Origin of the sequence: Rahnella rivi (assembly GCF_019049655.1) — a bacterium.
Classification (GTDB): domain Bacteria; phylum Pseudomonadota; class Gammaproteobacteria; order Enterobacterales; family Enterobacteriaceae; genus Rahnella; species Rahnella rivi.
In genome coordinates this window covers 19,674-42,373 of the sequence record NZ_JAFMOX010000060.1, presented here as the reverse complement: position 1 = coordinate 42,373, position 22,700 = coordinate 19,674, and the positions used below count along the sequence as shown (strand labels likewise).

Genomic DNA, 22,700 nt, shown 5'->3' with positions numbered 1-22,700 from the left:
TTCATGAACGGTAGATACTGACGCTCGGCACGTCGCCCACGCGGGCAAATCCGCGGTACATGCCTTCGCTGTTAAAAGGTAAAACGACGTTGCCGAAACGGTCGATGGCGATCATGCCGCCGATACCGCCGAGCGGCAGCAGCTTTTCCTGCACCACTTTGTGCGTCGCTTCTTCAAGGGATAAACCGGCGTATTCGATCAGCGCCGCCACGTCGTAAGCCGCCACCATGCGCATAAACACTTCGCCGGTGCCGGTGCTGGAAATGGCGACTGTTTTGTTGCTGGCATAGCAGCCCGCGCCGATGATTGGTGAATCACCCACGCGGCCAGCTTGTTTGTTGGTCATGCCGCCGGTGGACGTCGCCGCGGCCAGATTCCCCAGCGCGTCCATCGCCACCGCGCCCACGGTGCCAAATTTATGTTCCGGATCGAGCGGATCGCCGGACGGCGTGGCGCTCTGTGATGCGCCATCGTGATCGAGGATAACGCCGCTGTCTGCGGCGATGGCCCGTTGCAGCTGGTCGTAGCGTTCCTGCGTAAAGAAGTAGTCCGGCCCGACCATCTCCTGCCCCTGTTCGCGGGCAAAGGCTTCGGCGCCCGCGCCGGTGAACATCACGTGCGGGCTGACTTCCAGCACTTTACGGGCGGTGAGGATAGGGTTACGGATGTGATTGACGCAGCTGATGGCACCGGCATCCAGCGTGCGGCCATCCATGATGCAGGCGTCTAATTCGTGGGTGCCCTGATGGGTGAAAACAGCGCCCTTTCCGGCATTAAACAGCGGGCACTCTTCCAGTAAACGCACCGCCTCGGTCACCGCATCCAGCGCGCTGCCTCCCGAGGCCAGAATGGCCTGCCCGCTGGCGACAATGCGCTCCAGCTCGGCTAAATAAAGTTGTTCTTTTTCGGCACTCATCGCCGCGCGGGTGATCGCCCCTGCACCGCCATGAATCGCAATGACCGGACACAACGTGTTCGAAACGGAAGCCGCTGAATTATCAGTAGAAGAACTCATTAGCACTGCATCCTGTGTTGTTGTATTTATGTAAAGAGAAATGCTGACCTGTTTTTGACTATATTTAGCCCGCTACAGTATGTAAAGCAGAAATGTAAAACCACTGATAACGCGCTAATTGCTTAGATTGTTTAAGAAAATTAAATAAGGGGATCGAATAAACATCCAAGACAAATGACTAAAGAACGGGAATAATAAACGTCCTAACCGTGGATAAAAGCACCTCTGGCTAAGCTTCCTGCGGCCTTTTTATATTTTTTCTTTTTAGGAAATCAGTTATGGAAACTGTCTATAACCGCCGTCGGATCAATGTGATCTCCTGGCTCAGTTACTTCTTTACCGGTGGACTGGTTTCCACCCTCGGTATCGTTATCGGGCCAGTGGCAACCGCATTCAACAAAGATCCGGGCTTTATCGGGCAAATGTTCTCATTAATGAATATTGGTTTGTTCCTGCCGATTATGGTCAGCGGCATCCTGATGCGGAAATTTGATCTCGGCAAACAGCTGATGACCGGCTCGCTGGTTTCTGTGCTGGTGTGTATCGCGCTGTTCGTGATGCCGTCTATCACGCTGTTTGGTGTGGGTGTCTTCCTGATTGGTGCCACTGCTGGCCTGATGATGTCTATCGGCAGCTATCTGGTGGTGCGCATTAATGACGATCCGAAAAAGCGCTCGGCCAACCTTATTTTCACCGATTTCTTCTTTGCCCTCTCCGGCATGACGCTGTCGCTGGTGCTCGGTTTCCTGTTCAAGCACGGCGCAAGCTGGCTGGCGATGTACGGCATTATGGGCGTACTCAGCCTGCTGATGATCCTGCTGTGTGCAGGCCAGAAATTCCCGACCGTAGCCCGCCCGGTGAAAACCGAGAAAAACAGCAGTGTCGCGCAGGAACCCTGGGGCATCGCGGTGTTTTTCCTGTGTATCGCACTGTTCGCCTTCGTGTTCACCGAACTGGTCTTTACGCTGTGGATGCCAAGCTGGCTGCATGAGCATTTCGCCATGGAAACCGATCGCGCCGCGATTTACATCACCACCTACTGGATGGTGAAAGCGATTGGCCTGTTCCTGAACCAGTTCACCGTTCGCTTCGTCAAACTGCGCACCTTCCTGCTGGTGTCCGTGGTAGTCGGCATGGCGAGCCTGAGCGTGCTGACCACCAGCAACTCGGCGTCGCTGGTGCTGTTTGCGGTCGGTCTGTTCGGTTTCTGTAACTCCGGCCTGTTCTCCGGCCTGATGAGCTACGGCAGCCTGCAGGTGAAAAACTCTCCGCCAACGCTGACCTCTGCGCTGCTGACCACCAGCTCCGTCGGTACGCTGATTTTTGCGTCGTTCTCTTCGTTCATCTACAACCGATACGGCTTGTTCTGGGCGCTGAACATCGCGACCATTTCCTACGCGTTACTGGTGCTGATGGTGATTTTCGCCAGCCTGAAAAGTAAGGCCGAAAAGATTAACCACGACGTTTCCGCGCACTAAGATGTTCCCTCACAGCAGGGCTCCGGCCCTGCTGCTTCAGACGTCCTCCCCCAGTGAATCCAGAAAACGTGCCGCCGCCGGTATCAGCGAGTCCGCCTGATACAGGGCATACAAATCTACCGGTAACCGTTCGCTCAGCGCGCAGAAACGCACGCCCGGCCAGTGGATCCGCGCATAGCTTTCCGGCAGCAGCGTGATGCCATAACCGTTCGCCACCAGCGCCAGCGCGGTTTGTGGCTCGTTCACCTGATGCCTGACCTGCGGCAAAAAGCCGTGCTGACGGCACATCGAATAGAGATAACCGCCGAGGCTGGACGTGTTCATCGGCATCAGAATGAAATCCTCATGCGCCAGCTCGCCCAGCACCACGCTGTTTTTCGCGGCCAGCGGATGATTTTCCGCAATCGCCAGAGCGACGTTTTCGCGCCCCATCAGCCTGCTGGATAACCCCTGCGGCAGCGTCAGTTTGGCTTCGCGCCAGATACCGATATCAATCCTTTGCAGTTGCAGGGCATCAATTTGCTGCAACGGCGTCAGTTCGGTAATCGACCAGGTGATCTCCGGCGCACTCTCACCGAACCGGTTCAGTGCGGGCATCAGCGGCCCCCACGCGGCGGTGCCCACGGTGCCGAACTGAATATGGCCGACCTCACCGCGCCCGATTTTACGTACCTGATGCAACGAACGGTTGATGCCGTCGAGCATCAGCCCGGCTTCACGCATCAGCGCCGCACCGGCAGGCGTCAGCGCCACCGAACGCGTGGTGCGCAAAAACAGCGGCGTGCCGAGCATCACTTCCAGCTCTTTAATATGCAGGCTGAGCGGCGGTTGCGACATATTCAGCCGCACCGCGGCTTTGCTGAAACTCAGCTCCTCCGCCACCACGCGAAAATAGTGCATAAGCCGCAGATTGATCTGACCCAGATCGAACACCGAATCCGTAAAGGGGCGCGTCATACTTCTCTCCAAAACATCCGTTTATCCCGCATTCATGGCGCATCCGATTTATAGATTTTGACTATAAATCCCGGCCCCGAACGGTATTAGACCTGAACAGCCGCTCACCCTAGCATTGCTGTTAACTCCCACCTACTGTCAACAATGAGAGAAGTGATCATGCTCAATAACCATGCTTTTGACTGCGCAGCGATTATCCGCCAGCGTGCGCCCGGCTTTATTCCTCAGGCTGCGCTGATTTTAGGCTCCGGCCTCGGGACGTTGTGTGACGATATGACCGATGCCATCACCCTTCCCTACAGCGAACTGCCGGGATTCCCGCAGAGCAGCGTCGCCGGTCACGCCGGTGAACTGGTGCTCGGGACGCTGGAAGGCATTCCGGTGATGTGTATGAAAGGTCGCGGCCATATGTACGAAGGCCACGGCATGTCGGTGATGACCAGCGCGGTTCGCACCTTCAAACTGCTCGGCTGCGAGTTCCTGCTGGCGACCAATGCCGCCGGTTCGATGCGTAAAAGCGTGGCGCCCGGTCGGCTGGTTGCGCTGACCGACCATGTCAGCTTTATGCCGGAATCCCCGCTGGCAGGCCCGAATGACGATCGTTTCGGCCCGCGTTTCTTTAGCCTCGCTAACGCCTATGACAAAGACCTGCGTGCGCAGCTCCACGCCGTGGCGGGCACGCTGGGCATCGACGTCGCCGAAGGCGTCTTCGCGGCCTATACCGGCCCGAACTTCGAAACGCCGGCTGAGATCCGCATGATGCAAACTCTCGGCTGTGACGTGGTCGGTATGTCCATCGTGCCGGAAGTGATTTCCGCCCGTCACTGCGGCCTGAAAGTACTGGCGATTTCTGCCATGACCAACTTCGCCGAGGGCCTTTCCGATACGCCGCTTTCACACGAACAGACCCTGAGCTGCGCCAGACTGGCGGTGGGCGATTTCACCCGCCTGATCCGCGCGTTCTTCGCCAGCTTGTCAGCCACTGCAAAATAAGGAACGGCAATGGAACAGACATTCAACCGCCAGCGGATCAATATGATCTCATGGCTCAGTTACTTCTTTACCGGTGCACTGGTTTCCACACTCGGCATCGTGATCGGGCCGGTTTCACAGGCTTTTGGCAAAGATCCGGGCTTTATCGGTCAGATGTTTACGCTGATGAACATCGGCCTGTTTCTGCCGATCATGATAAGCGGCGTGCTGATGCGCAGATTCAATTTGGGCAAACAGCTGATCACCGGCTCAGCGGTTTCCGTGCTGACCTGCGTGGCACTTTTCCTGATGCCGACCATCACCATGTTCGGCATCGGCGTTTTTCTGATTGGCGCCGCCTCCGGCATCATGATGTCCATCGGCAGCTATCTGGTGGTGCGCATTAATGAAGATCCCAAAAAGCGTTCGGCGAACCTGATCCTCACCGACTTTTTCTTCGCGCTGGCAGGCGTGGTGTTATCGCTGCTGCTGGGCTACCTGTTCCAGCACGGCGCAAGCTGGCTGGCCATGTACGGCGTAATGGCGGTGCTGAGTCTGGCGATGATTGTGTTGTGCGTCGGGCAAAAATTCCCGTCGATTCCGCAGGTCGCGGATAGTAAGCCAGGGTCTGAAAGCCAGCAACACCACTGGGGCGTTTCCGTGTGGGTGCTGTGTTTCGCCCTGTTTGCTTTCCTGCTGGCGGAACCGATTTTCACCATGTGGCTGCCAAGCTGGCTCAAAGAGCACTTCGGCATGGCGGCAGACAACGCGGCGTTTTACATCACGACTTACTGGACGGTGAAATCCATCGGCCTGTTTGTGAATCAGTTTACGGTGCGCTTTGTGAAGTTGCGGACTTACCTGCTGCTTTCCGCCATCGTGGGTCTGGCCTGTCTGGCCACTGCGGCGAACAGCGCAAACCCGACGCTTATCCTGATTTGCGCCGGTCTGTTTGGATTCTGCAACTCCGGGCTGTTCTCCGGCATCATGAGTTACGGCAGTCTGCAGGTGAAGAATTCTCCGCCAACGCTGACGTCTGCCCTGCTGACTATCGGCACGATAGGCACGCTGATTTTCTCCACGCTGTCGTCGCTGGTCTACAGCCGTTACGGTTTGTTCTGGGCGCTGAATACCGCCACTCTCGCCTATGTATGCCTGCTGGCCGCGCTGATTATTGCCTCGGTGAGCAGCAAGGCCGAAGCGCTGGAGCAGCAATCCGCGCATTGAGATGAAAACTGACGCATAAAAAAGGGAAGGCATTGAATTGCCTTCCCTTTTCTTATTGTCACTGCCCGATCACATCTGAGGACAGCGCTGCAAACTGTTGAGCCAGGATGTCTGAGGCTGCGCGACCAGACGGCGTGCACGTCCGTGACGACGCAGGATCAGACCTTTATCCTGCATTTCACTGAGATCGCGGCGAATGGTTTCGAGACTCACATCCAGCGATTGTGCCAGTTCGCTTACCTGTAACACTTCATGCTGTTCGACCAGCTGAAGGATGGCCTGATGGCGATTTTTTTTAAGCACCGGTTATTCCTGTTTGTATGACAGTTGTGTGACGGATGTCACAAATAACGGTAAACATCATACCTGCGTTACATTGTTAATTTTGGGATCGATCTCAATTTTTCGAAAATACCCTCAAAGTTTTTCCGCCTGCCGCGATTTTTGGTTCGTCCCGATTCTCTGTCATACTGTGCGCATGCTTTTATAACCGCCCGGCTCCGGCGCAGACACCCGCACCACCGGGACGGTATCACTGAGGAATTTTTATGGAATTCAATACCGCCGGTTTGATCTCACTCCAGGAAGCGCTGGATAAAATGCGCGCTCATGTGCCGCCAAAGCACGCACAAGATGCCGAATCAGTTGCTCTGAATATGGCCGCTGGCCGCATTACCGCCGCGCCGGTGCTTTCTCCGGTGTTCGTGCCTCCTTTTGATAATGCGGCCATGGACGGTTATGCCGTCCGCTGTGGCGATCTGCACGACGACGCCGTGTTACCGGTGGCGGGCAAAGCCTTCGCGGGTGCGCCCTTCCACGGTGAATGGTCTGCCGGAAGCTGTATCCGCATCATGACCGGCGCGCCGGTCCCCCGGGGTGCCGACGCTGTGATCATGCAGGAACACGCCGAGGTGACCGATGCGGGCGTGCGTTTCACCCACACAGCGGAGAACGGCCTGAATATCCGCCTGACGGGCGACGACATCAAACAAGGCGACAGCGTGTTGCCGCAGGGCGTACGTCTGGGTGCGGCGGAATTGCCGCTGCTGGCATCGCTCGGCGTCACGCACGTTGAAGTCTGGAAGCCCCTCAACGTTGCCGTTTTCTCCACGGGCGACGAACTGCAACCGGTGGGGACGCCATTGCAGGAAGGCCAAATTTACGACACCAACCGTTTTGCCGTACGCCTGATGCTGGAACAACTGGGATGCAACGTACTGGATCTGGGCATCATCCGCGATGATCCGCAGGCGCTGCGTAACGCCTTTGAAGAAGCCAATGCCTTCGCCGATCTGGTGATTTCCAGCGGCGGTGTCTCGGTCGGAGAAGCGGATTACACCCGGCAAATGCTGGATGAACTGGGCGAGATTGGTTTCTGGAAACTGGCCATGAAACCCGGCAAACCTTTCGCTTTCGGCAAACTGAAAAACAGCTGGTTCTGCGGTCTGCCGGGGAACCCGGTGTCTGCTGCGCTGACGTTTTATCAACTGGTGCAGCCGTTTATTGCGCAACTGGCAGGCCATACCGCGTGGCAGTTCCCGCCGCGTTTGCAGGCTGTTTCGGTTTCGGGGCTTAAAAAATCAGCGGGCCGTCTCGATTTCCAGCGCGGTATTTTCAGCACCAACGCGCAGGGCCAGCTCGAAGTCCGTACCACCGGCCATCAGGGTTCGCACGTCTTCAGTTCTTTCAGCCAGGCGAATTGCTTTATCGTACTGGAGCGCGAACGCGATAATGTCGCGGCAGGTGAACTCGTTGAAATCGAACCGTTTAACGCCCTTTTACGGAGCTGAATATGGCCACTCTGCCGGAACTGACGGACGCTGAAACCCTGCGTTATAACCGCCAGATCGTCCTGAAAGGGTTTGATTTTGACGCGCAGGAACAGCTGAAAGCCAGCCATGCGCTGATTGTCGGATTAGGCGGTTTAGGCTGCGCGGCGGCGCAGTATCTGGCCGCCGCGGGAACCGGCACGCTGACGCTGCTGGATTTCGACAAGGTATCGCTGTCTAACCTGCAGCGCCAGACGCTGCACACCGACGCACGCATCGGCATGTCGAAAGTGGAATCTGCCGCCATCGCCCTTTGCGCAATGAACCCGCACATCCGTCTGAATCAGATCAATGCGCAGGCCGACGACGACATGCTGAGCGAACTGATCGCCGCCTGCGATGTGGTGGTCGATTGCACCGATAACGTCACCACGCGCAATCAGCTGAACCGGGAATGTTTTGCGCAGAAAAAACCGCTGGTGTCCGGCGCCGCCATCCGCATGGAAGGCCAGCTCAGCGTCTTTACTTATCAGCCGCAGGAACCCTGCTACCGCTGCCTGAGCCGCTTATTTGGCGAAAATACCCTGACCTGCGTGGAAGCCGGTGTCATGGCGCCCCTGGTGGGTACCATCGGCAGTTTACAGGCCATGGAAACCATCAAACTGCTGACAAAATTCGGTGAAACTCCGCGCGGCAAACTGCTGATGTTTGATGCCATGACGTTACAGTTTCGGGAAATGAAACTGATGAAAGATCCGCATTGTGAGGTGTGTGGTTGTCACTGATAGTCGAAAAATAAATGGAACAAGGAATGAAGGGTATTTAGGTTGTTGAACATGGTAGCCGCTACGCAATCCGTTTAACCGATAAAGAATTCACCTTTCTGGAATAAAAAAAAGCCGCAACGTTAACCGTTGCGGCCTTTTTATCGACATCAATAATCAGCTATTAATGCCCTGGCTACGGAGATAGTCTTCGTAGTTACCCGAGAAATCGATAACACGGGTCGGTGTCATTTCCAGAATACGGGTTGCCAGTGAGCTCACGAATTCACGGTCATGGGAAACGAAGATCAGTGTGCCTTCGTACATTTCCAGCGCCATGTTCAGTGACTCGATAGATTCCATATCAAGGTGGTTGGTTGGTTCATCCATGATCAGGATGTTAGGACGCTGCATCATCAGTTTCCCGAATAACATACGACCTTTTTCACCACCGGAAAGCACTTTGACTTTCTTCTTGATATCGTCCTGACCGAACAGCAGACGGCCCAGCACGCCGCGTACAGCCTGCTCGTCGTCTTTCTCGGATTTCCACTGGCTCATCCAGTCAAATACGTTCATGGAGTCATCGAATTCATATTCGTGATCCTGCGCGTAGTAACCGATTTTTGAGTTTTCGGACCATTTCACTGAACCGGTTTCCGGCTCATGCTCGCCGACCAGCGTTTTCAGCAGCGTCGATTTACCGATACCGTTCGCGCCCAGAATGGCGACTTTCTCGCCCACTTCCAGCATCAGACCGAGGTTTTTAAACAGCGGGCCGTTATCGAAACCTTTGGTGATTTTTTCCACTTCCAGCGCATTACGGAACAATTTCTTGTCCTGTTCAAAACGCATGTAAGGGTTCTGACGGCTTGAGGCTTTGATTTCGTCGAGCTGAATTTTATCAATCTGACGGGCACGGGAAGTCGCCTGTTTAGATTTGGAGGCGTTGGCGCTAAAGCGGCTGACGAAAGATTGCAGTTCAGCAATCTGCGCTTTCTTCTTGGCGTTATTGGCGCTCAGAAGTTCACGAGCCTGCGTTGCCGCCGTCATGTATTCGTCGTAGTTGCCCGGATAAACGCGCAGCTCGCCGTAGTCCAGATCCGCCATGTGCGTACACACCATGTTCAGGAAGTGACGGTCATGCGAAATGATGATCATGGTGCTGTTACGTTCGTTCAGCACCTGCTCCAGCCAGCGAATGGTATCGATGTCCAGGTTGTTCGTTGGTTCGTCGAGCAGCAGAATTTCCGGGTCAGAGAACAGCGCCTGCGCCAGCAATACGCGCAGTTTAAAGCCCGGTGCGATTTCGCTCATCAGGCCATAATGTTGCTCTACCGGAATACCCACGCCGAGCAGCAGCTCGCCCGCACGGGATTCAGCGCTGTAACCGTCCATCTCGCCGTATTCAACTTCGAGATCTGCCACTTTATAGCCGTCGGCTTCGCTCATTTCCGCCATCGCGTAAATGCGGTCGCGCTCTTCTTTCACAGCCCACAATTCGTTGTGGCCCATGATCACGGTGTCCAGCACGGTGAATTCTTCGAAGGCGAACTGATCCTGACGTAATTTACCCAGACGCTCGTTCGGGTCGAGTACGACGTTACCCGCTGAAGGCACTAAGTCGCCACCGAGGATCTTCATGAAAGTGGACTTGCCACAACCGTTCGCGCCGATAAGGCCATAACGGTTACCGCCGCCAAATTTCACGTTAATGTTTTCAAATAACGGCTTGCTGCCGAATTGCATGGTGATGTTGTAAGTACTTAGCACAACGCTCGCTCTTAATTGGGAAATGTGATTTGGCGCGCATTATGCCACAACGGCGCGTCGGGATCGCCTCTCGTTGTGTACAAATTTCACTCGATAGTAAAAAAATTCGTCATGCGCGGGAAAATGTTTGAATTACACACACAAAAAACCCGGCCTCAGCCGGGTTTTCCAGTACAACGCCTGAAATCAGAAGTTGTAACCGATCACGCCGTAGTAACCCCAGCCGGTAGATTTCACATCGAAATTACCGTTACCGAAGTTCAGCTCAGCGCCGTCAGCCCACTGGCCGCCGTTGTGGAAGTAACGCGCCACAAACGAGTAATGCCAGTGTGTATAGTTCAGCGAGAGGATATGGCTGGACGCGATAGAGTTGTTAGAACGCGCTTTGTTGCCGTTCAGGTCACGGAAATCGTCGTCGCCCAGTGAGGAACCCCAGTCGAAGTTGGTGAACCCGATGTAGCTCAGGTTACCGCCCCACATTTCAGTCAACGGAACGAAGTATTTCACTTTGAAACGGTAACCGTCCCAGCTGTTTTCGTTGGCCGCGCTGTAGTTTTCCCACTGGTATTTTGCATACACGTTCAGAGACAGGCTCATCGGCAGATGGGTATCAATGTCGGTGCCCAGACCCATGTACCAGGTGTTCTGACGGTTATCGCTGTCCGGACCCATATCGTAGATATAGTTGTTGGCGAAGTACCATTCTTTGAACGGACCGAAGCTCAGATCGGTGCCGGTCAGCTTATCAATAGAGAAACGCGGTTCGATCTCCATAAACAGCGGAGAACCGTTTTTGTCCCAGATACCGGTGTCGTTGCCGTTACCGGCGCCGAAGGTTTTAGGAATATCGATATAGCCGTAGAAATCAAACCAGTCTTTGTGCGCAAACGCTTCATATTCAAGGTAAACGTCGTTACGCAGGGTCGGTCCGAAACGGGTATCGGCGCTGCCTACAACGTTTACACTCTGGTGCCACCAGTCAGAAACAAATTCGCCCTTGCTATCATCAGCGAGCACGGTCGCGCTGTAGGACAAAGCCATCAAAGCGCCTGCTGCAATAATTTTATTTTTCATATTTATACCAGAAGCGGGGGAGGAACAGCGCCTTGCCACTTTCAGACGCTGCATATATCAAACCCTAAAACTGTGATCCGCAACCGATTGCTGCACATAGTATAAAAACATGCAATTACCAGCGACTTCCTACAAGAGTTAACTTTTCTTAGCTAATAAATAGATTTGGTCAAGGTTTGTCAATTTGTGTTTCATCCTGATACATCCTCAATGTGATATCGATCACAGATATGTTTCAGGACGAATTCATTCAGCCGCCTGAAGCGGTGATAAACCCGTGCTGATAAAATGACCATTCGTTATTTGTCATGCTATAATCATGACAAATAACGGTGCGGAGGCACACATCATGAATATCAAAAATACCGGGCTGTCTTCAGGCTCTGTGCAAGATTCTGCAACGCCGCTCTGGCAGTCTGCGGGACTTCCCGCAAGCAGCGGAATCAGTTTGGTTAACGCCATACAAAAGGGCTTTCCGGTTGATAGTATTAGCCGTCTTAATACTGAGCTGGGATGGCCGAAAATGGTGTTACTGGAAATAATGGGCATTAACGAACGCAACTATGCGCGTCGTAAGGCCGGAAACGGATTACTGAAAAGTGAAGAGAGCGAGCGTGTGGCGCGTCTGGTGCGCATTGTGGATGCCGCAACGGATTTGTTCGAAGGGGATCGTATCTCCGCGCTCGAGTGGTTCACCCGCCCTGCGCCGGCGCTGGACGGTTCACGTCCGCTGGAGTTGCTGTCTTCTGAAGCGGGCGCGGTGGAAGTGAGCCGCCTGATTGGTCGTCTGCAACACGGTGTCTTCAGTTGAAGCTGTTTCGCATCGTTCAGAACCGCCATCTGGCAACGGCCTGGTCGGGCGCGGGTGCGCAGCTTTATGGCGGGCGCTGGAATCCACCGGGCAGGCCGGTCGTTTATGTCACCACCAGCATTTCGCTGGCCATACTGGAAATGCTGGTGCACTTACAAAACAGCATGCTGATGCGGTCCTACACGTTGCTGAGTATTGAGGTGCCGGAAGAATTGCTCGACAGGCTGGATGTGTCGGAACTGGCCGCAGACTGGCGAAGCGCATCTCCGCCGGACAGCACACAACGTCAGGGTGACGCCTGGCTGGCGGAAGGTGATTACGTCGGGCTGAAAGTGCCGTCGGTCATTGTCCCGACGGAATACAACGTGCTGCTCAATCCGCAGCATCCTGCGTTTGCGGATTTACTGAGTTCAGTACAACGTGAGCCGATGATGTTTGACCCGCGCCTGCAATAACCTTTGCAACGCGGGCCGGACACTTACTCTGCTTTTCTGTTGCTGCGATAAATCAGGGCCAGCGCGATGACCAGACAAGGTATCGCCGCCAGACGGTGCCATGAGAACGGGATAGACGGATTATCCAGCCAGCCGAAGTTATCAATCAGCATGCCCATCGCCAGTTGTCCCAGAATAACCGCGACCGTCGCCACCGCCGTCCCCACTCGCGGTACTGCCGTCACCATAATGATGATGTAAGGCACGCCAAACAGTGCGCCAGCCAGCTGCCATTTCGGTACGGTCAGTAACGTCGCCTGCTGCGGCGTTTGCAGGAACAGGATCAGCACAGCCGTGATCGCCGCGCCCACGCTGAAGGTCAGGAAGGCACTTTTCAGGACGCCCACTTTTTCACCCAGCTGACCGTTTACCGCCGCCTGCATACTCAGCGCAGCCCCCGCCACAATTGCCAGAATAATCATAATCAGTTCAGTCATCGGTTAACTCCAGGCAATCAGAACAAGGGCGACAACGATAAACAGCAGAGCCAGTAAACGCTCCCTGCCGACTTTCTTGTGAGGCGTACCGAACCAGCCGTAATGGTCGATCAAGACGCTTTTCGCCACCTGCCCTGACAAAATCGCGATCATGGTCATGCCGATGCCAATCACCGGCGTCGCCAGCGTCAGCACCACGACATACACCGGCCCCAGCAAGCCGCCAAGCAGTGTCCAGCCGGGTTGTTCGGTAAACGACGGCGCATTGCGCGGGCTGAAAAACAGCACCAATAATCCGGTCAGCACTGCGCCGACCCCAAAAATACTCAGCGTGGCCCACAGGTGCCCCACTTCCGTCCCTAACGGCCCGATTAAACCGGCCTCCAGCGATAGACCCATCCCCGCCAGAACGACCAGCGGAATTAACATCAGATTCATTAGTAGTGTGCTCATATTATTTTAAGAAGCGGGACTATAGCGTGGCACTGCTTTGCGAAAAACAGCACAATAAGGAAAATACCTTTGCGGATATTGCACAGATGAAAAGTTTCAATCAGATCAACATCCAGTCTTTACGGCTGTTTGTTGCGGTGCTCGACCAGGGAAATTTCTCGGAAGTGGCCCGCCGCGAAGCGATGTCGCCCTCGACGGTATCGCGCGTCATTTCACAGCTGGAGCAGGCATTACAAACCCAGTTGCTGTACCGGAATACGCGTGCAGTCAGCCCGACCGAATCCGGAAAATTGCTGGCTGAACGCGCACGTCAGGTACTGGCTCAGCTTGAACTGGCAGAACTTGATCTGCAGGAGCAGGACAGCGAGCCGGGTGGCCTGATACGCATCAATGCGCCGGTAGTTTTTGGCCAGCGGCATATCGCCCCCTGGCTGCATGAGCTGAGCGCGCGTTATCCGCGTCTGAATATTGAGCTGATGCAGACCGACGATTTCATTGATCCGTTACAGGACAGCATTGATCTGCTGATCCGAATCGGCGTCATGGCAGATTCCACCCTGCAGGCCCGCACGCTCGGACAGCAGAACTTCCGTCTCGCCGCCAGCCCCGCCTATCTTGCCAGTACAGGCACACCACAAACGCCGGAAGAGTTAGCCGCTCACAGTTGTCTGGTGTTTAAAGGATTCGCCGGTTCGCAACGCTGGTACTTCCGCCAGCCTGAACAGGAATGGCGTTCGTACAGCCTGCGCGGCGTCCTGACCAGTAATAATGCGGAAACCCTGACAAAGGCAGCCGTGGATGGCATGGGGCTGGTGGTATTCCCCACCTGGTTAATCGGCGACGCCCTGCGCGACGGGCGGCTGGTCAGCGTGCTGGAAGATCATCAGGTATCCACCTCGCCCGAGCCGCAGACCATATCTGCGCTGTACCCCAATGCACGAAAAGCCTCAATCAAAGTGCGGGCGGTGATTGATTTTCTGGTGGAGAAATTTGGCAGCCCGGCATACTGGGAATGAGTCTGTTGCACTGAAGCTTTTTTAAAGACAGATCGAGAATATTTCGGTTTCTCAGGTGCGGTGATCACTTAACTCACCGCGCCGAAACCGACCAGAGGGGAAAGGCTTTTCCCCTCTGAACTCCCCTCGCTTTTTTCAACACGCGCTCTGCCTGCTGGCTATGTTTCAGGTATCACCGCGACAGGCTGGAAATCTTGCCGCTGCGCGGTGCCTTCTCTCGGTCCTGAAGCCTTAGGTCTTCAGGCCACTCCGTTCAGCAAGATTTCTGAATCGCCCGCAGGATCTTAAATTCAGGAACAGAACAGATTTATCATTTTAGAAAAAGTCGATTGGCGTGCTCAAAATTCTGCTGAACAGAGCGGCTTCGGGACCTATGGCTTCAGGCCACTCCGTTCAGCAAGATTTCTGAATCGCCCGCAAGATCTTAAATTCAAGAACAGAACAGATTTATCTTTTAGAAAAAGTTGATTGGCGTGCTCAAAATTCAGCTGAACGGAGCGGCTTCGAGACCTATGGCTCGAAGACCGAGAGAAGGCAGTGCGAAGCACCTGAATTTACGCCACTCACTGATGCGTCAGAACATGTCCATCGTCCCAGCGAAGCGCGCAGTAAAAAGAGCCCGGGATTCTTAAGGGTGGCGGCGATAAGCCACCCTTAAGGCCGGTGTGGGTGGCAACCCACGGTGTTGACCTTAAAGCTTAAAGCTGAAAGCTGAAAGCTAAAAGCCCCCCAACACCATCCCCACATGCGCTATCCCATCTTCATCATAAATGTCGGTATTCGCCACAAACCCCAGCCGGCCGTAAAACCCTTGTAAATGCGCCTGTGCGGAAATCACCACGCGCGCACCCGGCCAGTGTTTATGGCAGGCTGCCAGCGCCTGTTCCATCAGCTGATACCCCAGCTTCAGGCCGCGGGCTGACGGGGCGACAATCACCCGCCCGATCGCCACGTCATCGGCATGGCGCAGGATCCGCGCGTAGGCGGCAGGTTTTCCCTCCAGCCAGGCGACGATATGCCGGTTTTCACCGGCCAGATCCTGCCCGTCGATATCCTGGTAAACACAGGTTTGTTCCACGATAAAAACTTCCGTTCTCAGCGCCAGAATGGCGTAAAGCTGCGCCGTGTTCAGGTCGCTGTGATGATAATCCTGCCAGTGAAGCGATGATGAGTCGGTCATAAAGAAGTGCCCTGCCTGTTTCTGAAAGCCAAAAAAAAGAGATATTCCTGAGAATATCTCTTTTTAACACAGATTTTACAGCCAAATTATCAGGCGGTTTTTTTCATCGGCTCGGTGCGAACCGGTGCATCGCCTGCGGTGTAATACTCCGCGGTGCTGCGCGGCAGGGGCTTACGGCCACGGATTTTATCGGCAATTTTTTCGGCGATCATGATGGTTGTCGCGTTCAGGTTGCCGGTAATGATCTGCGGCATGATGGACGCATCCACCACGCGCAGGCTTTCGATTCCATGAACGCGCCCTTCGCCGTCCACGACCGCCATCTCATCGCTGCCCATTTTACAGGTACACGACGGATGGAAGGCGGTTTCCGCATGTTCGCGGATAAACGCATCCAGTTCTTCGTCAGTCTGCACGTTCTCGCCCGGACTGATTTCCCGGCCACGGTATTTATCCAGCGCCGGCTGATTCATGATTTCACGGGTGATGCGGATGGCATCGCGGAACTCATGCCAGTCCTGCTCTGTCGACATGTAGTTGAACAAAATGCTCGGGTGCTGGCGCGGATCTTTTGATTTCACCTGCACACGGCCACGGCTTGGTGAGCGCATGGAACCGACGTGAGCCTGGAAACCGTGCTCTTTCACCGCGTTGCTGCCGTTGTAATTGATCGCCACCGGCAGGAAGTGATACTGAATATTCGGCCAGGTGAATTCTTCACGGCTGCGGATAAAACCGCCCGCTTCAAACTGATTGCTGGCCCCCACGCCGGTGCCTTTAAACAGCCACTCAGCCCCAATCGCGGGCTGGTTATGCATCTGCAATGCCGGGTACAAAGACACCGGCTGGGTGCAGCTGTATTGCAGGTACATTTCCAGGTGATCCTGCAGATTTTCGCCGACACCCGGCAGATCATGCACCAGCGGGATCTCCAGACGGTTCAGCAGTTCAGCCGCGCCGACGCCGGAACGTTGCAGGATTTGCGGCGACGCAATCGCGCCGCTGCACAGCAGCACTTCGCGTTTCGCGTTCGCCGTTTTCGCGTTGTAGTCGTCGCCTTTGAAATAGCTGACGCCCACGGCACGCTTGCCGTCGAACAGAATTCTGTCGGTCAGCGCGTGCGTCACAATGGTCAGATTGGCACGCGGTTTGGCCTGATCCAGATAGCCACGGGCAGTGCTGGCGCGGCGACCTTTTGGCGTCACGGTACGGTCCATCGGGCCGAAACCTTCCTGTTTGTAGCCGTTCAGATCGTCAGTGCGGGAATAGCCCGCCTGCGCACCGGCTTCGATCATCGCTGCAAACAACGGATTGTTGCCATTTTTTGGCGTCGCGACGCTTACCGGGCCTTCACCGCCGTGGAAATCGTTCGGGCCGATATCACGGGTTTCCGCTTTACGGAAATACGGCAGGCAGTCCAGATAACTCCAGTCTTCCAGACCCGGCGCTTTCGCCCAGTTGTCGAAATCCATCGCGTTACCGCGGATGTAGCACATGCCGTTAATCAGCGATGAGCCGCCCAGACCTTTCCCGCGCCCGCATTCCATACGGCGGTTGTTCATGTGCGGTTCCGGGTCAGTTTCATACGCCCAGTTGTAACGGCGCCCCTGCAGCGGGAACGCCAGCGCCGCAGGCATTTGTGTGCGGAAATCCAGACGGTAATCCGGGCCACCGGCTTCGAGTAACAGCACGCTCACGCTGCTGTCTTCGGTCAGGCGGGTGGCGAGTACGTTGCCGGCGGAACCGGCACCGATAATGATGTAATCGTAATCCATTAAAATCTCCTCTGTTGCGGCGGATTAAAAGACTGAGCTGAATTCGCCCAGTTCGACCTGCACGGATTTGATTTGGGTGTAATGCTCAAGCGTGGTGATGCCATTTTCGCGCCCGACGCCGGAATGCTTATAGCCACCCACCGGCATTTCTGCGGCGGATTCGCCCCAGGTGTTGATCCAGCAAATCCCAGCTTCGAGTTTGTGGATCACGCGGTGCGCGCGGTTGAGATCCTGCGTCACCAGTCCGGCCGCCAGACCGTATTCGGTATCATTGGCGCGGCGGATCACTTCTTCTTCGCTTTCATAGGTCAGGATGCTCATCACCGGCCCGAAGATCTCTTCACGGACAATCAGCATGTCATCGCGGCAGTCGGTAAAGACCGTCGGCGCAACGTAAGCGCCTTTGGCGTATTCCCCGCCGGTCATGCGCTCACCGCCGGTCAGCAGCGTCGCGCCTTCCTGTTTGCCGCTTTCGATGTAACGCAGCACGGATTCCATGTGCGCAAAGCTCACCAGCGGGCCGAAGTTGACGTTTTCGTCAGTCGGATCGCCCGCACGGATGCGTTTCACGCGCTCCAGTATTTTGGCTTCAAAGGCTTTATGTAACGTTTTTGGCACAAACACGCGGGTGCCGTTGGTGCACACCTGGCCGGAGCTGTAGAAGTTCGCCATCATCGCGATGTCAGCGGCTTTGTCGAGATCCGCATCGTCAAAGATGATCAGCGGCGACTTGCCGCCCAGTTCCATGGTCACTTCTTTCAGCGTGGAAGCCGAGGCGCTGGCCATGACTTTTTTGCCGGTTTTGATGCCGCCGGTGAACGAGACTTTAGCGATATCCGGATGATCGGTTAACGCCTGCCCGACGCTGGCCGCACCTGTCACCACGCTGAACACGCCATCCGGCACGCCCGCTTCGCTGTAAATTTCGGCCAGTTTCAGGGCGGTCAGTGAGGTATTTTCGCTCGGTTTAAACACCATCGCGTTACCCGCCGCCAGCGCCGGAGCAGATTTCCACAGCGCTATCTGAATCGGGTAGTTCCAGGCACCGATCCCGGCGACCACGCCCAGCGGCTCGCGGCGGGTGTAGACGAAGGAAGAATCGCGCAGCGGAATTTGCTGGCCTTCAATCGCCGGGATCAGGCCTGCGTAATACTCCAGCACATCCGCGCCGGTCACGATATCGACGGCCAGCGTTTCAGACAGCGGTTTACCGGTGTCGGCGGTTTCGATGGCCGCCAGTTCGTCGTTACGCTCACGCAGAATGTCCACGGCGCGGCGCAAGATGCGCGAGCGGCTCATGGCGGTCATCGCTGCCCAGACTTTCTGGCCTTTCTGCGCGGATTTCACCGCCAGATCGACATCTTCCTGCGTGGCGGATGGCAGGGTCGCAATCACCTCGCCGTTGGCCGGGTTCACTGCATCGAAGGTTTCATCACCGGTGCTGTCCTGAAAACGCCCGTTGATATAAAGTTTTTGCTTGCCGTAGCGGGACATACATCTCTCCTCGGTCTGTGCGGTCTGAAAGTTTTCTGCTGTGCTCAGGTGAGCTGTGATTCAATGTGGCGGCGGGTGATTTGCATCGCCTCGGCGCGGTTGAACTCTTTACCGCTGAGTGCGCCGCGCAGCCACAGGCCATCAATCAGTGCGGCAGTGCTTTGCGCCGCAAGACGCGCCTCTTTTTTCGGCAGAAAACGTCTGAATTCAGAACATAAATTTGAATAGAGCCGGCGGCTGTTGACCTGTTGCAGCCGGTACAACTGCGGGTGATGCATACTGCTCGCCCAGAAGGCCAGCCAGGTTTTCATCGCCGCGCTGTTGGTCTGACTGTCGTCAAAATTGGCTTCTGCAATCGCATGCAGCCGCGCCGTCGGTGCGGTATCCGTCAGCTGCGATAACCGCAACTGCACCCCTTCCCCCAGATGACTGAGCAAATAACGCATGGTCGCTTCCAGCAGCCCATTCTTGTCACGAAAGTAGTGACTGATGATGCCGTTGGAGACGCCAGCCCGGCGGGCGATTTGCGAAATCGAGGCATCATGCATGCCGACTTCGTTCACCGCTGCCAGGGTTGCCTCAATCAATTGCTGCCGTCTAATGGGCTGCATTCCTACTTTGGGCATGGTTCCGGCTCCTGAAAATGAGCGGGTTGAAACGCGCTTAAAAAACCTTTTTTTTACGCTGTCGCTCAACCTTGTTAACGCTCTGACGTCACCTATTTAACTTTTTTTTGATTGAACGTTCAATTAAAAATGCATATATTTTATTACCAATACGTTAGTAATTTGTATGAATTTTGAGATGAAGTAGCGTCTATTTTATTGAAAATTAGAAAGTAATTAACACATCAGGGGAAAACATGGCGACTGCCGATACGACAGAAAAACATGCTGAGAAACCTCGGGACCAGCTGAACAAGGTGGTGTTCTTCACCTCCGCCGGTCTGATTTTAGCCTTCACATTAATGACCATTTTCTTCACCGATTTTTCCGGAAAATGGATAAGCCTGACCCTTAACTGGGTATCCGCCACCTTCGGCTGGTATTACATGCTGGCGGCGACGCTGTACATCGTGTTTGTAGTGTTCATTGCCTGCTCGCGCTTCGGCTCGATCAAACTCGGTCCTGAACAATCCAAACCCGAATTCAGCATGATGAGCTGGGCGGCCATGCTGTTTGCCGCCGGGATCGGTATCGACCTGATGTTCTTCTCGGTCGCCGAACCGGTGACGCAATACATGCTGCCGCCGGAAGGCAACGGGCAAACGCTGGAAGCGGCGCGGCAGGCAATGACCTGGACGCTGTTCCACTACGGCCTGACTGGCTGGGCGATGTACGCGCTGATGGGGATTGCGCTCGGCTATTTCAGCTACCGCTATAACCTGCCGCTGACCATCCGTTCGGCGCTGTACCCCATTTTCGGCAAACGCATTAACGGGCCTATCGGCCACAGCGTGGATATCGCTGCCGTGGTCGGCACCATTTTTGGTATCGCCACCACGCTCGGTATCGGCGTGGTTCAGCTGAATTACGGGCTGAAAGTGCTGTTCCAGATCCCGGAAAACCTGACCGTTCAGGCGGCACTGATCCTGCTTTCGGTGATTATGGCGACGGTGTCGGTGACCTCCGGCGTGAACAAAGGCATCCGTATTCTGTCGGAACTCAACGTGCTGCTGGCGCTGGGGCTGATTCTGTTCCTGCTGTTCTTCGGCAATACCGAATTCCTGCTCAATGCGCTGGTGCTCAATATCGGCGATTACATCAACCGCTTTATGGACATGACGCTCAACACCTTTGCCTTTGACCGCCCGACCGAATGGATGAACAGCTGGACCCTGTTCTTCTGGGCCTGGTGGGTGGCCTGGTCGCCGTTTGTCGGCCTGTTCCTGGCGCGTATTTCGCGCGGGCGCACCATCCGTCAGTTCGTGCTCGGCACGCTGATCATCCCGTTTGTCTTCACCCTGCTGTGGCTGTCGATTTTCGGTAACAGCGCGTTGTACCAGATCCTGCATGGCAATCTGGATTTCGCCAACGAGGTGATTGCGCACCCTGAGCGCGGCGTTTACAGCCTGCTGGCGCAGTATCCGGGCTTTACCCTGAGTGCTTCTGTCGCCACCATCACCGGCCTGCTGTTTTATGTCACGTCGGCGGATTCCGGCTCGCTGGTGCTGGGGAACTTCACCTCTAAACTGGCTGACATTAACAACGATGCCCCTAACTGGCTGCGGATCTTCTGGTCGGTCACCATCGGCGTGCTGACGCTGGGCATGCTGATGACCGACGGGGTTTCCGCGCTGCAAAACACCACGGTGATCATGGGGCTGCCGTTCAGTTTTGTGATCTTCTTCATCATGGCCGGCTTGTATAAATCACTGCGTCTGGAAGATTACCGCCGCGCCAGCAGCCAGCAGACAATGGCTCCGCTGCCCGCAACCAGTGACGCCGCGCTGAACTGGAAACAGCGTCTGTCACGGGTGATGAATTATCCGGGCACGCGCCATACCCAGAAAATGATGGATAACGTGTGCCGCCCTGCGATGCAGGAAGTGGCGCAGGAACTGGAACTGCGCGGGGCAAAAGTGACCTTTAACGAGCACGAGCCTCAGGAAGACGAGAAAATCGGGCCGCTGGAATTGCAGGTCGCGCTGGGCGAAGAGCAAAACTTTGTCTATCAGATCTGGCCGGTGCGCTATGCGGTTCCCGCCTTTACCTATCGCGCACGCGCCGGTAAATCGCATTATTACCGTCTGGAAACCTTCCTGCTGGAAGGCACGCAGGGTAATGACCTGATGGACTTCACCAAACATCAGGTGATCAATGACATTCTTGATCAGTACGAACGTCATCTGAACTTCCTGCACATCAACCGCGAAGCGCCGGGTAACACCCTCACCTTCCCGGAACAACCGGTATAAACTGAGCTCACAAAAAACCCGCGCAATGCGGGTTTTTTTATACACGTCAGAACATCCGCCACGTCAGCGAAGAAACGGCAGCACTTTCTCCAGCAACAGTTGCGGTTGTTCTTCAGCAAGATAATGCCCGCACGGCAACGCCTCTCCCTGAACGTCTTCCGCCACCTTTGCCCATTCCTCCAGCGGCGCAAAACAGGTGCCGACAGTGCCTTTTTCACCCCACAGGATCAACAGCGGACAACGCACTTTGCGGGATGCATTCCGGTCAATCTGATCGTGTTGCAGGTCTACCGCAGCAGAAGCCCGATAGTCCTCGCAAATTCCGCGCGCCGTTCCATCAAGTTGCAGACAACGCAAATAATCTGCGTAAGCTTCGTCGGTGAAAGGTTGCATACCGGCGCTGCGGCTGCCCATTACGCTGCGCAGGTAGAGATCAGGATCTGCCCGGATAAGGGTTTCCGGCAGCGGTGCCGGGCGGATCAGAAAGAACCAGTGCCAGTAAGCGCGCGCAAAGACTTCGCTGGTTTGCTGATACATCGCAAGCGTCGGCGCGATGTCCATCAGCACCATCCGCTTCACTGCCTGCGGGTGGTCGAGCGCCAGCCGGTGTGCGACCCGCGCTCCGCGATCGTGGGCGATCACGCTGAACTGGCTGAAACCGAGCGCGGCCATCAGCTCGAGCTGGTCCTGCGCCATTTCGCGCTTGCTGTAGCGCAGATGCTCCGCGTCCGGTTCGGGTTTACCGCTGTCGCCGTAACCGCGTAAATCAGCCAGTACCACGGTGAACTGAGAAGTGAGGTGCGGCGCGACGCTATGCCAGATCGCCTGGGTTTGCGGGTGTCCGTGCAGCAACAACAGCGGCTCGCCCTGCCCGGCGATGCGGTAGGCAATCTCCGTTCCGCTGACCGCCATCCGGCCTTGGGTAAAATGTTCAAACATGGGTTTTCTCCTTTTTTACCCATCTTAGCCGCTGGCCGGTCAGCAACAAGGCCACAAATGAAGATCGCCGGTTTACGAACTGTGTTTTGACGCATCACACTCAGGCCGTTGCCCGATAACCGCGAAGTTGCGACGCTGGCATTATCCGTTACGTT

Annotated in this window: 21 protein-coding genes; 9 read left to right on the top strand and 12 right to left on the bottom strand. The window is 55.4% G+C overall.

Annotation, left to right across the window (positions count from 1 at the left end):
• Position 1: 1 nt before the first annotated feature.
• A complete protein-coding gene (locus J1779_RS13300; RefSeq protein WP_217203981.1) occupies positions 2-1,015 on the bottom strand; it encodes an isoaspartyl peptidase/L-asparaginase family protein in 1,014 nt (337 codons plus the stop codon).
• 278 nt (positions 1,016-1,293) lie between these two features.
• Between J1779_RS13300 and tsgA (J1779_RS13295) the strand changes: the two genes are divergently transcribed.
• Positions 1,294-2,493, top strand: coding sequence for an MFS transporter TsgA (tsgA, locus tag J1779_RS13295; RefSeq protein ID WP_056769167.1), 1,200 nt, complete (start codon positions 1,294-1,296; stop codon positions 2,491-2,493).
• Between the two features lie 36 nt (positions 2,494-2,529).
• Here tsgA (J1779_RS13295) and J1779_RS13290 read toward each other — a convergent pair whose 3' ends face one another.
• Positions 2,530-3,450: a LysR family transcriptional regulator gene (locus J1779_RS13290; protein ID WP_056769166.1), complete on the bottom strand. Its 921-nt coding sequence runs from the start codon at positions 3,448-3,450 to the stop codon at positions 2,530-2,532.
• Between the two features lie 159 nt (positions 3,451-3,609).
• On the opposite strand from J1779_RS13290, the gene xapA reads away from it, so the two are divergent.
• Positions 3,610-4,443, top strand: coding sequence for a xanthosine phosphorylase (gene xapA, locus J1779_RS13285; protein WP_056769164.1), 834 nt, complete (start codon positions 3,610-3,612; stop codon positions 4,441-4,443).
• Between the two features lie 9 nt (positions 4,444-4,452).
• Positions 4,453-5,649, top strand: a complete 1,197-nt coding sequence (tsgA, locus tag J1779_RS13280; protein ID WP_217203980.1) for an MFS transporter TsgA — start codon at positions 4,453-4,455, stop codon at positions 5,647-5,649.
• A gap of 69 nt (positions 5,650-5,718) precedes the next feature.
• Here tsgA (J1779_RS13280) and J1779_RS13275 read toward each other — a convergent pair whose 3' ends face one another.
• A complete protein-coding gene (locus J1779_RS13275; protein WP_056769160.1) occupies positions 5,719-5,952 on the bottom strand; it encodes a DeoR family transcriptional regulator in 234 nt (77 codons plus the stop codon).
• A 245-nt stretch (positions 5,953-6,197) separates the two neighbouring features.
• On the opposite strand from J1779_RS13275, the gene moeA reads away from it, so the two are divergent.
• Positions 6,198-7,439, top strand: coding sequence for a molybdopterin molybdotransferase MoeA (moeA, locus tag J1779_RS13270; RefSeq protein ID WP_217203979.1), 1,242 nt, complete (start codon positions 6,198-6,200; stop codon positions 7,437-7,439).
• A 2-nt stretch (positions 7,440-7,441) separates the two neighbouring features.
• On the top strand, positions 7,442-8,203 hold the full coding sequence (moeB, locus tag J1779_RS13265; protein WP_217203978.1) for a molybdopterin-synthase adenylyltransferase MoeB: 762 nt from the start codon (positions 7,442-7,444) through the stop codon (positions 8,201-8,203).
• A gap of 156 nt (positions 8,204-8,359) precedes the next feature.
• Here the strand turns inward: moeB and J1779_RS13260 are convergent, their stop codons facing one another.
• Complete coding sequence (locus J1779_RS13260) at positions 8,360-9,955, bottom strand: ABC-F family ATPase (protein ID WP_072158016.1); 1,596 nt, start codon at positions 9,953-9,955, stop codon at positions 8,360-8,362.
• Positions 9,956-10,141: 186 nt separating this feature from the next.
• Entirely contained in the window at positions 10,142-11,029 is an 888-nt protein-coding gene (locus tag J1779_RS13255) for a nucleoside-specific channel-forming protein Tsx (protein ID WP_056769154.1), read from the bottom strand.
• Positions 11,030-11,378: 349 nt separating this feature from the next.
• Between J1779_RS13255 and parS the strand changes: the two genes are divergently transcribed.
• Together parS and J1779_RS13245 are read left to right on the top strand one after the other, a co-directional pair.
• The gene (gene parS, locus J1779_RS13250; RefSeq protein ID WP_122094690.1) at positions 11,379-11,840 is read left to right on the top strand and encodes a type II RES/Xre toxin-antitoxin system antitoxin; all 462 of its coding nucleotides are present in this window, start codon (positions 11,379-11,381) and stop codon (positions 11,838-11,840) included.
• A complete protein-coding gene (locus J1779_RS13245) occupies positions 11,837-12,295 on the top strand; it encodes an RES family NAD+ phosphorylase (RefSeq protein WP_122094688.1) in 459 nt (152 codons plus the stop codon). The genes parS and J1779_RS13245 overlap by 4 nt, the downstream gene beginning before the upstream one ends.
• Before the next feature lie 23 nt (positions 12,296-12,318).
• Here the strand turns inward: J1779_RS13245 and J1779_RS13240 are convergent, their stop codons facing one another.
• A complete protein-coding gene (locus tag J1779_RS13240) occupies positions 12,319-12,771 on the bottom strand; it encodes a DMT family transporter (RefSeq protein ID WP_056769150.1) in 453 nt (150 codons plus the stop codon).
• Positions 12,772-12,774: 3 nt separating this feature from the next.
• A complete protein-coding gene (locus J1779_RS13235) occupies positions 12,775-13,209 on the bottom strand; it encodes a DMT family transporter (protein ID WP_217203977.1) in 435 nt (144 codons plus the stop codon).
• 101 nt (positions 13,210-13,310) lie between these two features.
• Between J1779_RS13235 and J1779_RS13230 the strand changes: the two genes are divergently transcribed.
• Positions 13,311-14,240 carry a LysR family transcriptional regulator gene (locus J1779_RS13230; RefSeq protein WP_217203976.1) on the top strand — a complete coding sequence of 310 codons (930 nt, stop codon included), beginning with the start codon at positions 13,311-13,313 and terminating at the stop codon, positions 14,238-14,240.
• Between the two features lie 718 nt (positions 14,241-14,958).
• Here the strand turns inward: J1779_RS13230 and J1779_RS13225 are convergent.
• From J1779_RS13225 to betI, 4 genes are all read right to left on the bottom strand, one after another.
• A complete protein-coding gene (locus tag J1779_RS13225; protein ID WP_217203975.1) occupies positions 14,959-15,420 on the bottom strand; it encodes a GNAT family N-acetyltransferase in 462 nt (153 codons plus the stop codon).
• 89 nt (positions 15,421-15,509) lie between these two features.
• Complete coding sequence (gene betA, locus J1779_RS13220; RefSeq protein ID WP_056769145.1) at positions 15,510-17,195, bottom strand: choline dehydrogenase; 1,686 nt, start codon at positions 17,193-17,195, stop codon at positions 15,510-15,512.
• 24 nt (positions 17,196-17,219) lie between these two features.
• Entirely contained in the window at positions 17,220-18,689 is a 1,470-nt protein-coding gene (betB, locus tag J1779_RS13215) for a betaine-aldehyde dehydrogenase (RefSeq protein ID WP_136377498.1), read from the bottom strand.
• 44 nt (positions 18,690-18,733) lie between these two features.
• A complete protein-coding gene (betI, locus tag J1779_RS13210) occupies positions 18,734-19,315 on the bottom strand; it encodes a transcriptional regulator BetI (RefSeq protein ID WP_122094679.1) in 582 nt (193 codons plus the stop codon).
• Between the two features lie 236 nt (positions 19,316-19,551).
• Here betI and J1779_RS13205 point away from each other — a divergent pair, with 236 nt between their 5' ends.
• Complete coding sequence (locus J1779_RS13205; RefSeq protein ID WP_217203974.1) at positions 19,552-21,606, top strand: choline transporter; 2,055 nt, start codon at positions 19,552-19,554, stop codon at positions 21,604-21,606.
• 63 nt (positions 21,607-21,669) lie between these two features.
• On the opposite strand, the gene J1779_RS13200 is transcribed toward J1779_RS13205, so the two are convergent.
• Entirely contained in the window at positions 21,670-22,545 is an 876-nt protein-coding gene (locus J1779_RS13200; protein ID WP_217203973.1) for an alpha/beta fold hydrolase, read from the bottom strand.
• Positions 22,546-22,700 lie beyond the last annotated feature (155 nt).

What these genes read in the sequence shown, in the direction of transcription:
- moeB (WP_217203978.1), top strand. Translation starts at nt 7,442, where the DNA reads ATGGCCACTCTGCCGGAACTGACGGACGCTGAAACCCTGCGTTATAAC.
- J1779_RS13240 (WP_056769150.1), bottom strand. Translation starts at nt 12,771, where the DNA reads ATGACTGAACTGATTATGATTATTCTGGCAATTGTGGCGGGGGCTGCG.
- betA (WP_056769145.1), bottom strand. Translation starts at nt 17,195, where the DNA reads ATGGATTACGATTACATCATTATCGGTGCCGGTTCCGCCGGCAACGTA.
- tsgA (WP_217203980.1), top strand. Translation starts at nt 4,453, where the DNA reads ATGGAACAGACATTCAACCGCCAGCGGATCAATATGATCTCATGGCTC.
- J1779_RS13200 (WP_217203973.1), bottom strand. Translation starts at nt 22,545, where the DNA reads ATGTTTGAACATTTTACCCAAGGCCGGATGGCGGTCAGCGGAACGGAG.
- J1779_RS13205 (WP_217203974.1), top strand. Translation starts at nt 19,552, where the DNA reads ATGGCGACTGCCGATACGACAGAAAAACATGCTGAGAAACCTCGGGAC.
- J1779_RS13255 (WP_056769154.1), bottom strand. Translation starts at nt 11,029, where the DNA reads ATGAAAAATAAAATTATTGCAGCAGGCGCTTTGATGGCTTTGTCCTAC.
- betB (WP_136377498.1), bottom strand. Translation starts at nt 18,689, where the DNA reads ATGTCCCGCTACGGCAAGCAAAAACTTTATATCAACGGGCGTTTTCAG.
- J1779_RS13230 (WP_217203976.1), top strand. Translation starts at nt 13,311, where the DNA reads ATGAAAAGTTTCAATCAGATCAACATCCAGTCTTTACGGCTGTTTGTT.
- tsgA (WP_056769167.1), top strand. Translation starts at nt 1,294, where the DNA reads ATGGAAACTGTCTATAACCGCCGTCGGATCAATGTGATCTCCTGGCTC.
- xapA (WP_056769164.1), top strand. Translation starts at nt 3,610, where the DNA reads ATGCTCAATAACCATGCTTTTGACTGCGCAGCGATTATCCGCCAGCGT.
- J1779_RS13225 (WP_217203975.1), bottom strand. Translation starts at nt 15,420, where the DNA reads ATGACCGACTCATCATCGCTTCACTGGCAGGATTATCATCACAGCGAC.
- betI (WP_122094679.1), bottom strand. Translation starts at nt 19,315, where the DNA reads ATGCCCAAAGTAGGAATGCAGCCCATTAGACGGCAGCAATTGATTGAG.
- J1779_RS13300 (WP_217203981.1), bottom strand. Translation starts at nt 1,015, where the DNA reads ATGAGTTCTTCTACTGATAATTCAGCGGCTTCCGTTTCGAACACGTTG.
- moeA (WP_217203979.1), top strand. Translation starts at nt 6,198, where the DNA reads ATGGAATTCAATACCGCCGGTTTGATCTCACTCCAGGAAGCGCTGGAT.
- J1779_RS13235 (WP_217203977.1), bottom strand. Translation starts at nt 13,209, where the DNA reads ATGAATCTGATGTTAATTCCGCTGGTCGTTCTGGCGGGGATGGGTCTA.
- parS (WP_122094690.1), top strand. Translation starts at nt 11,379, where the DNA reads ATGAATATCAAAAATACCGGGCTGTCTTCAGGCTCTGTGCAAGATTCT.
- J1779_RS13290 (WP_056769166.1), bottom strand. Translation starts at nt 3,450, where the DNA reads ATGACGCGCCCCTTTACGGATTCGGTGTTCGATCTGGGTCAGATCAAT.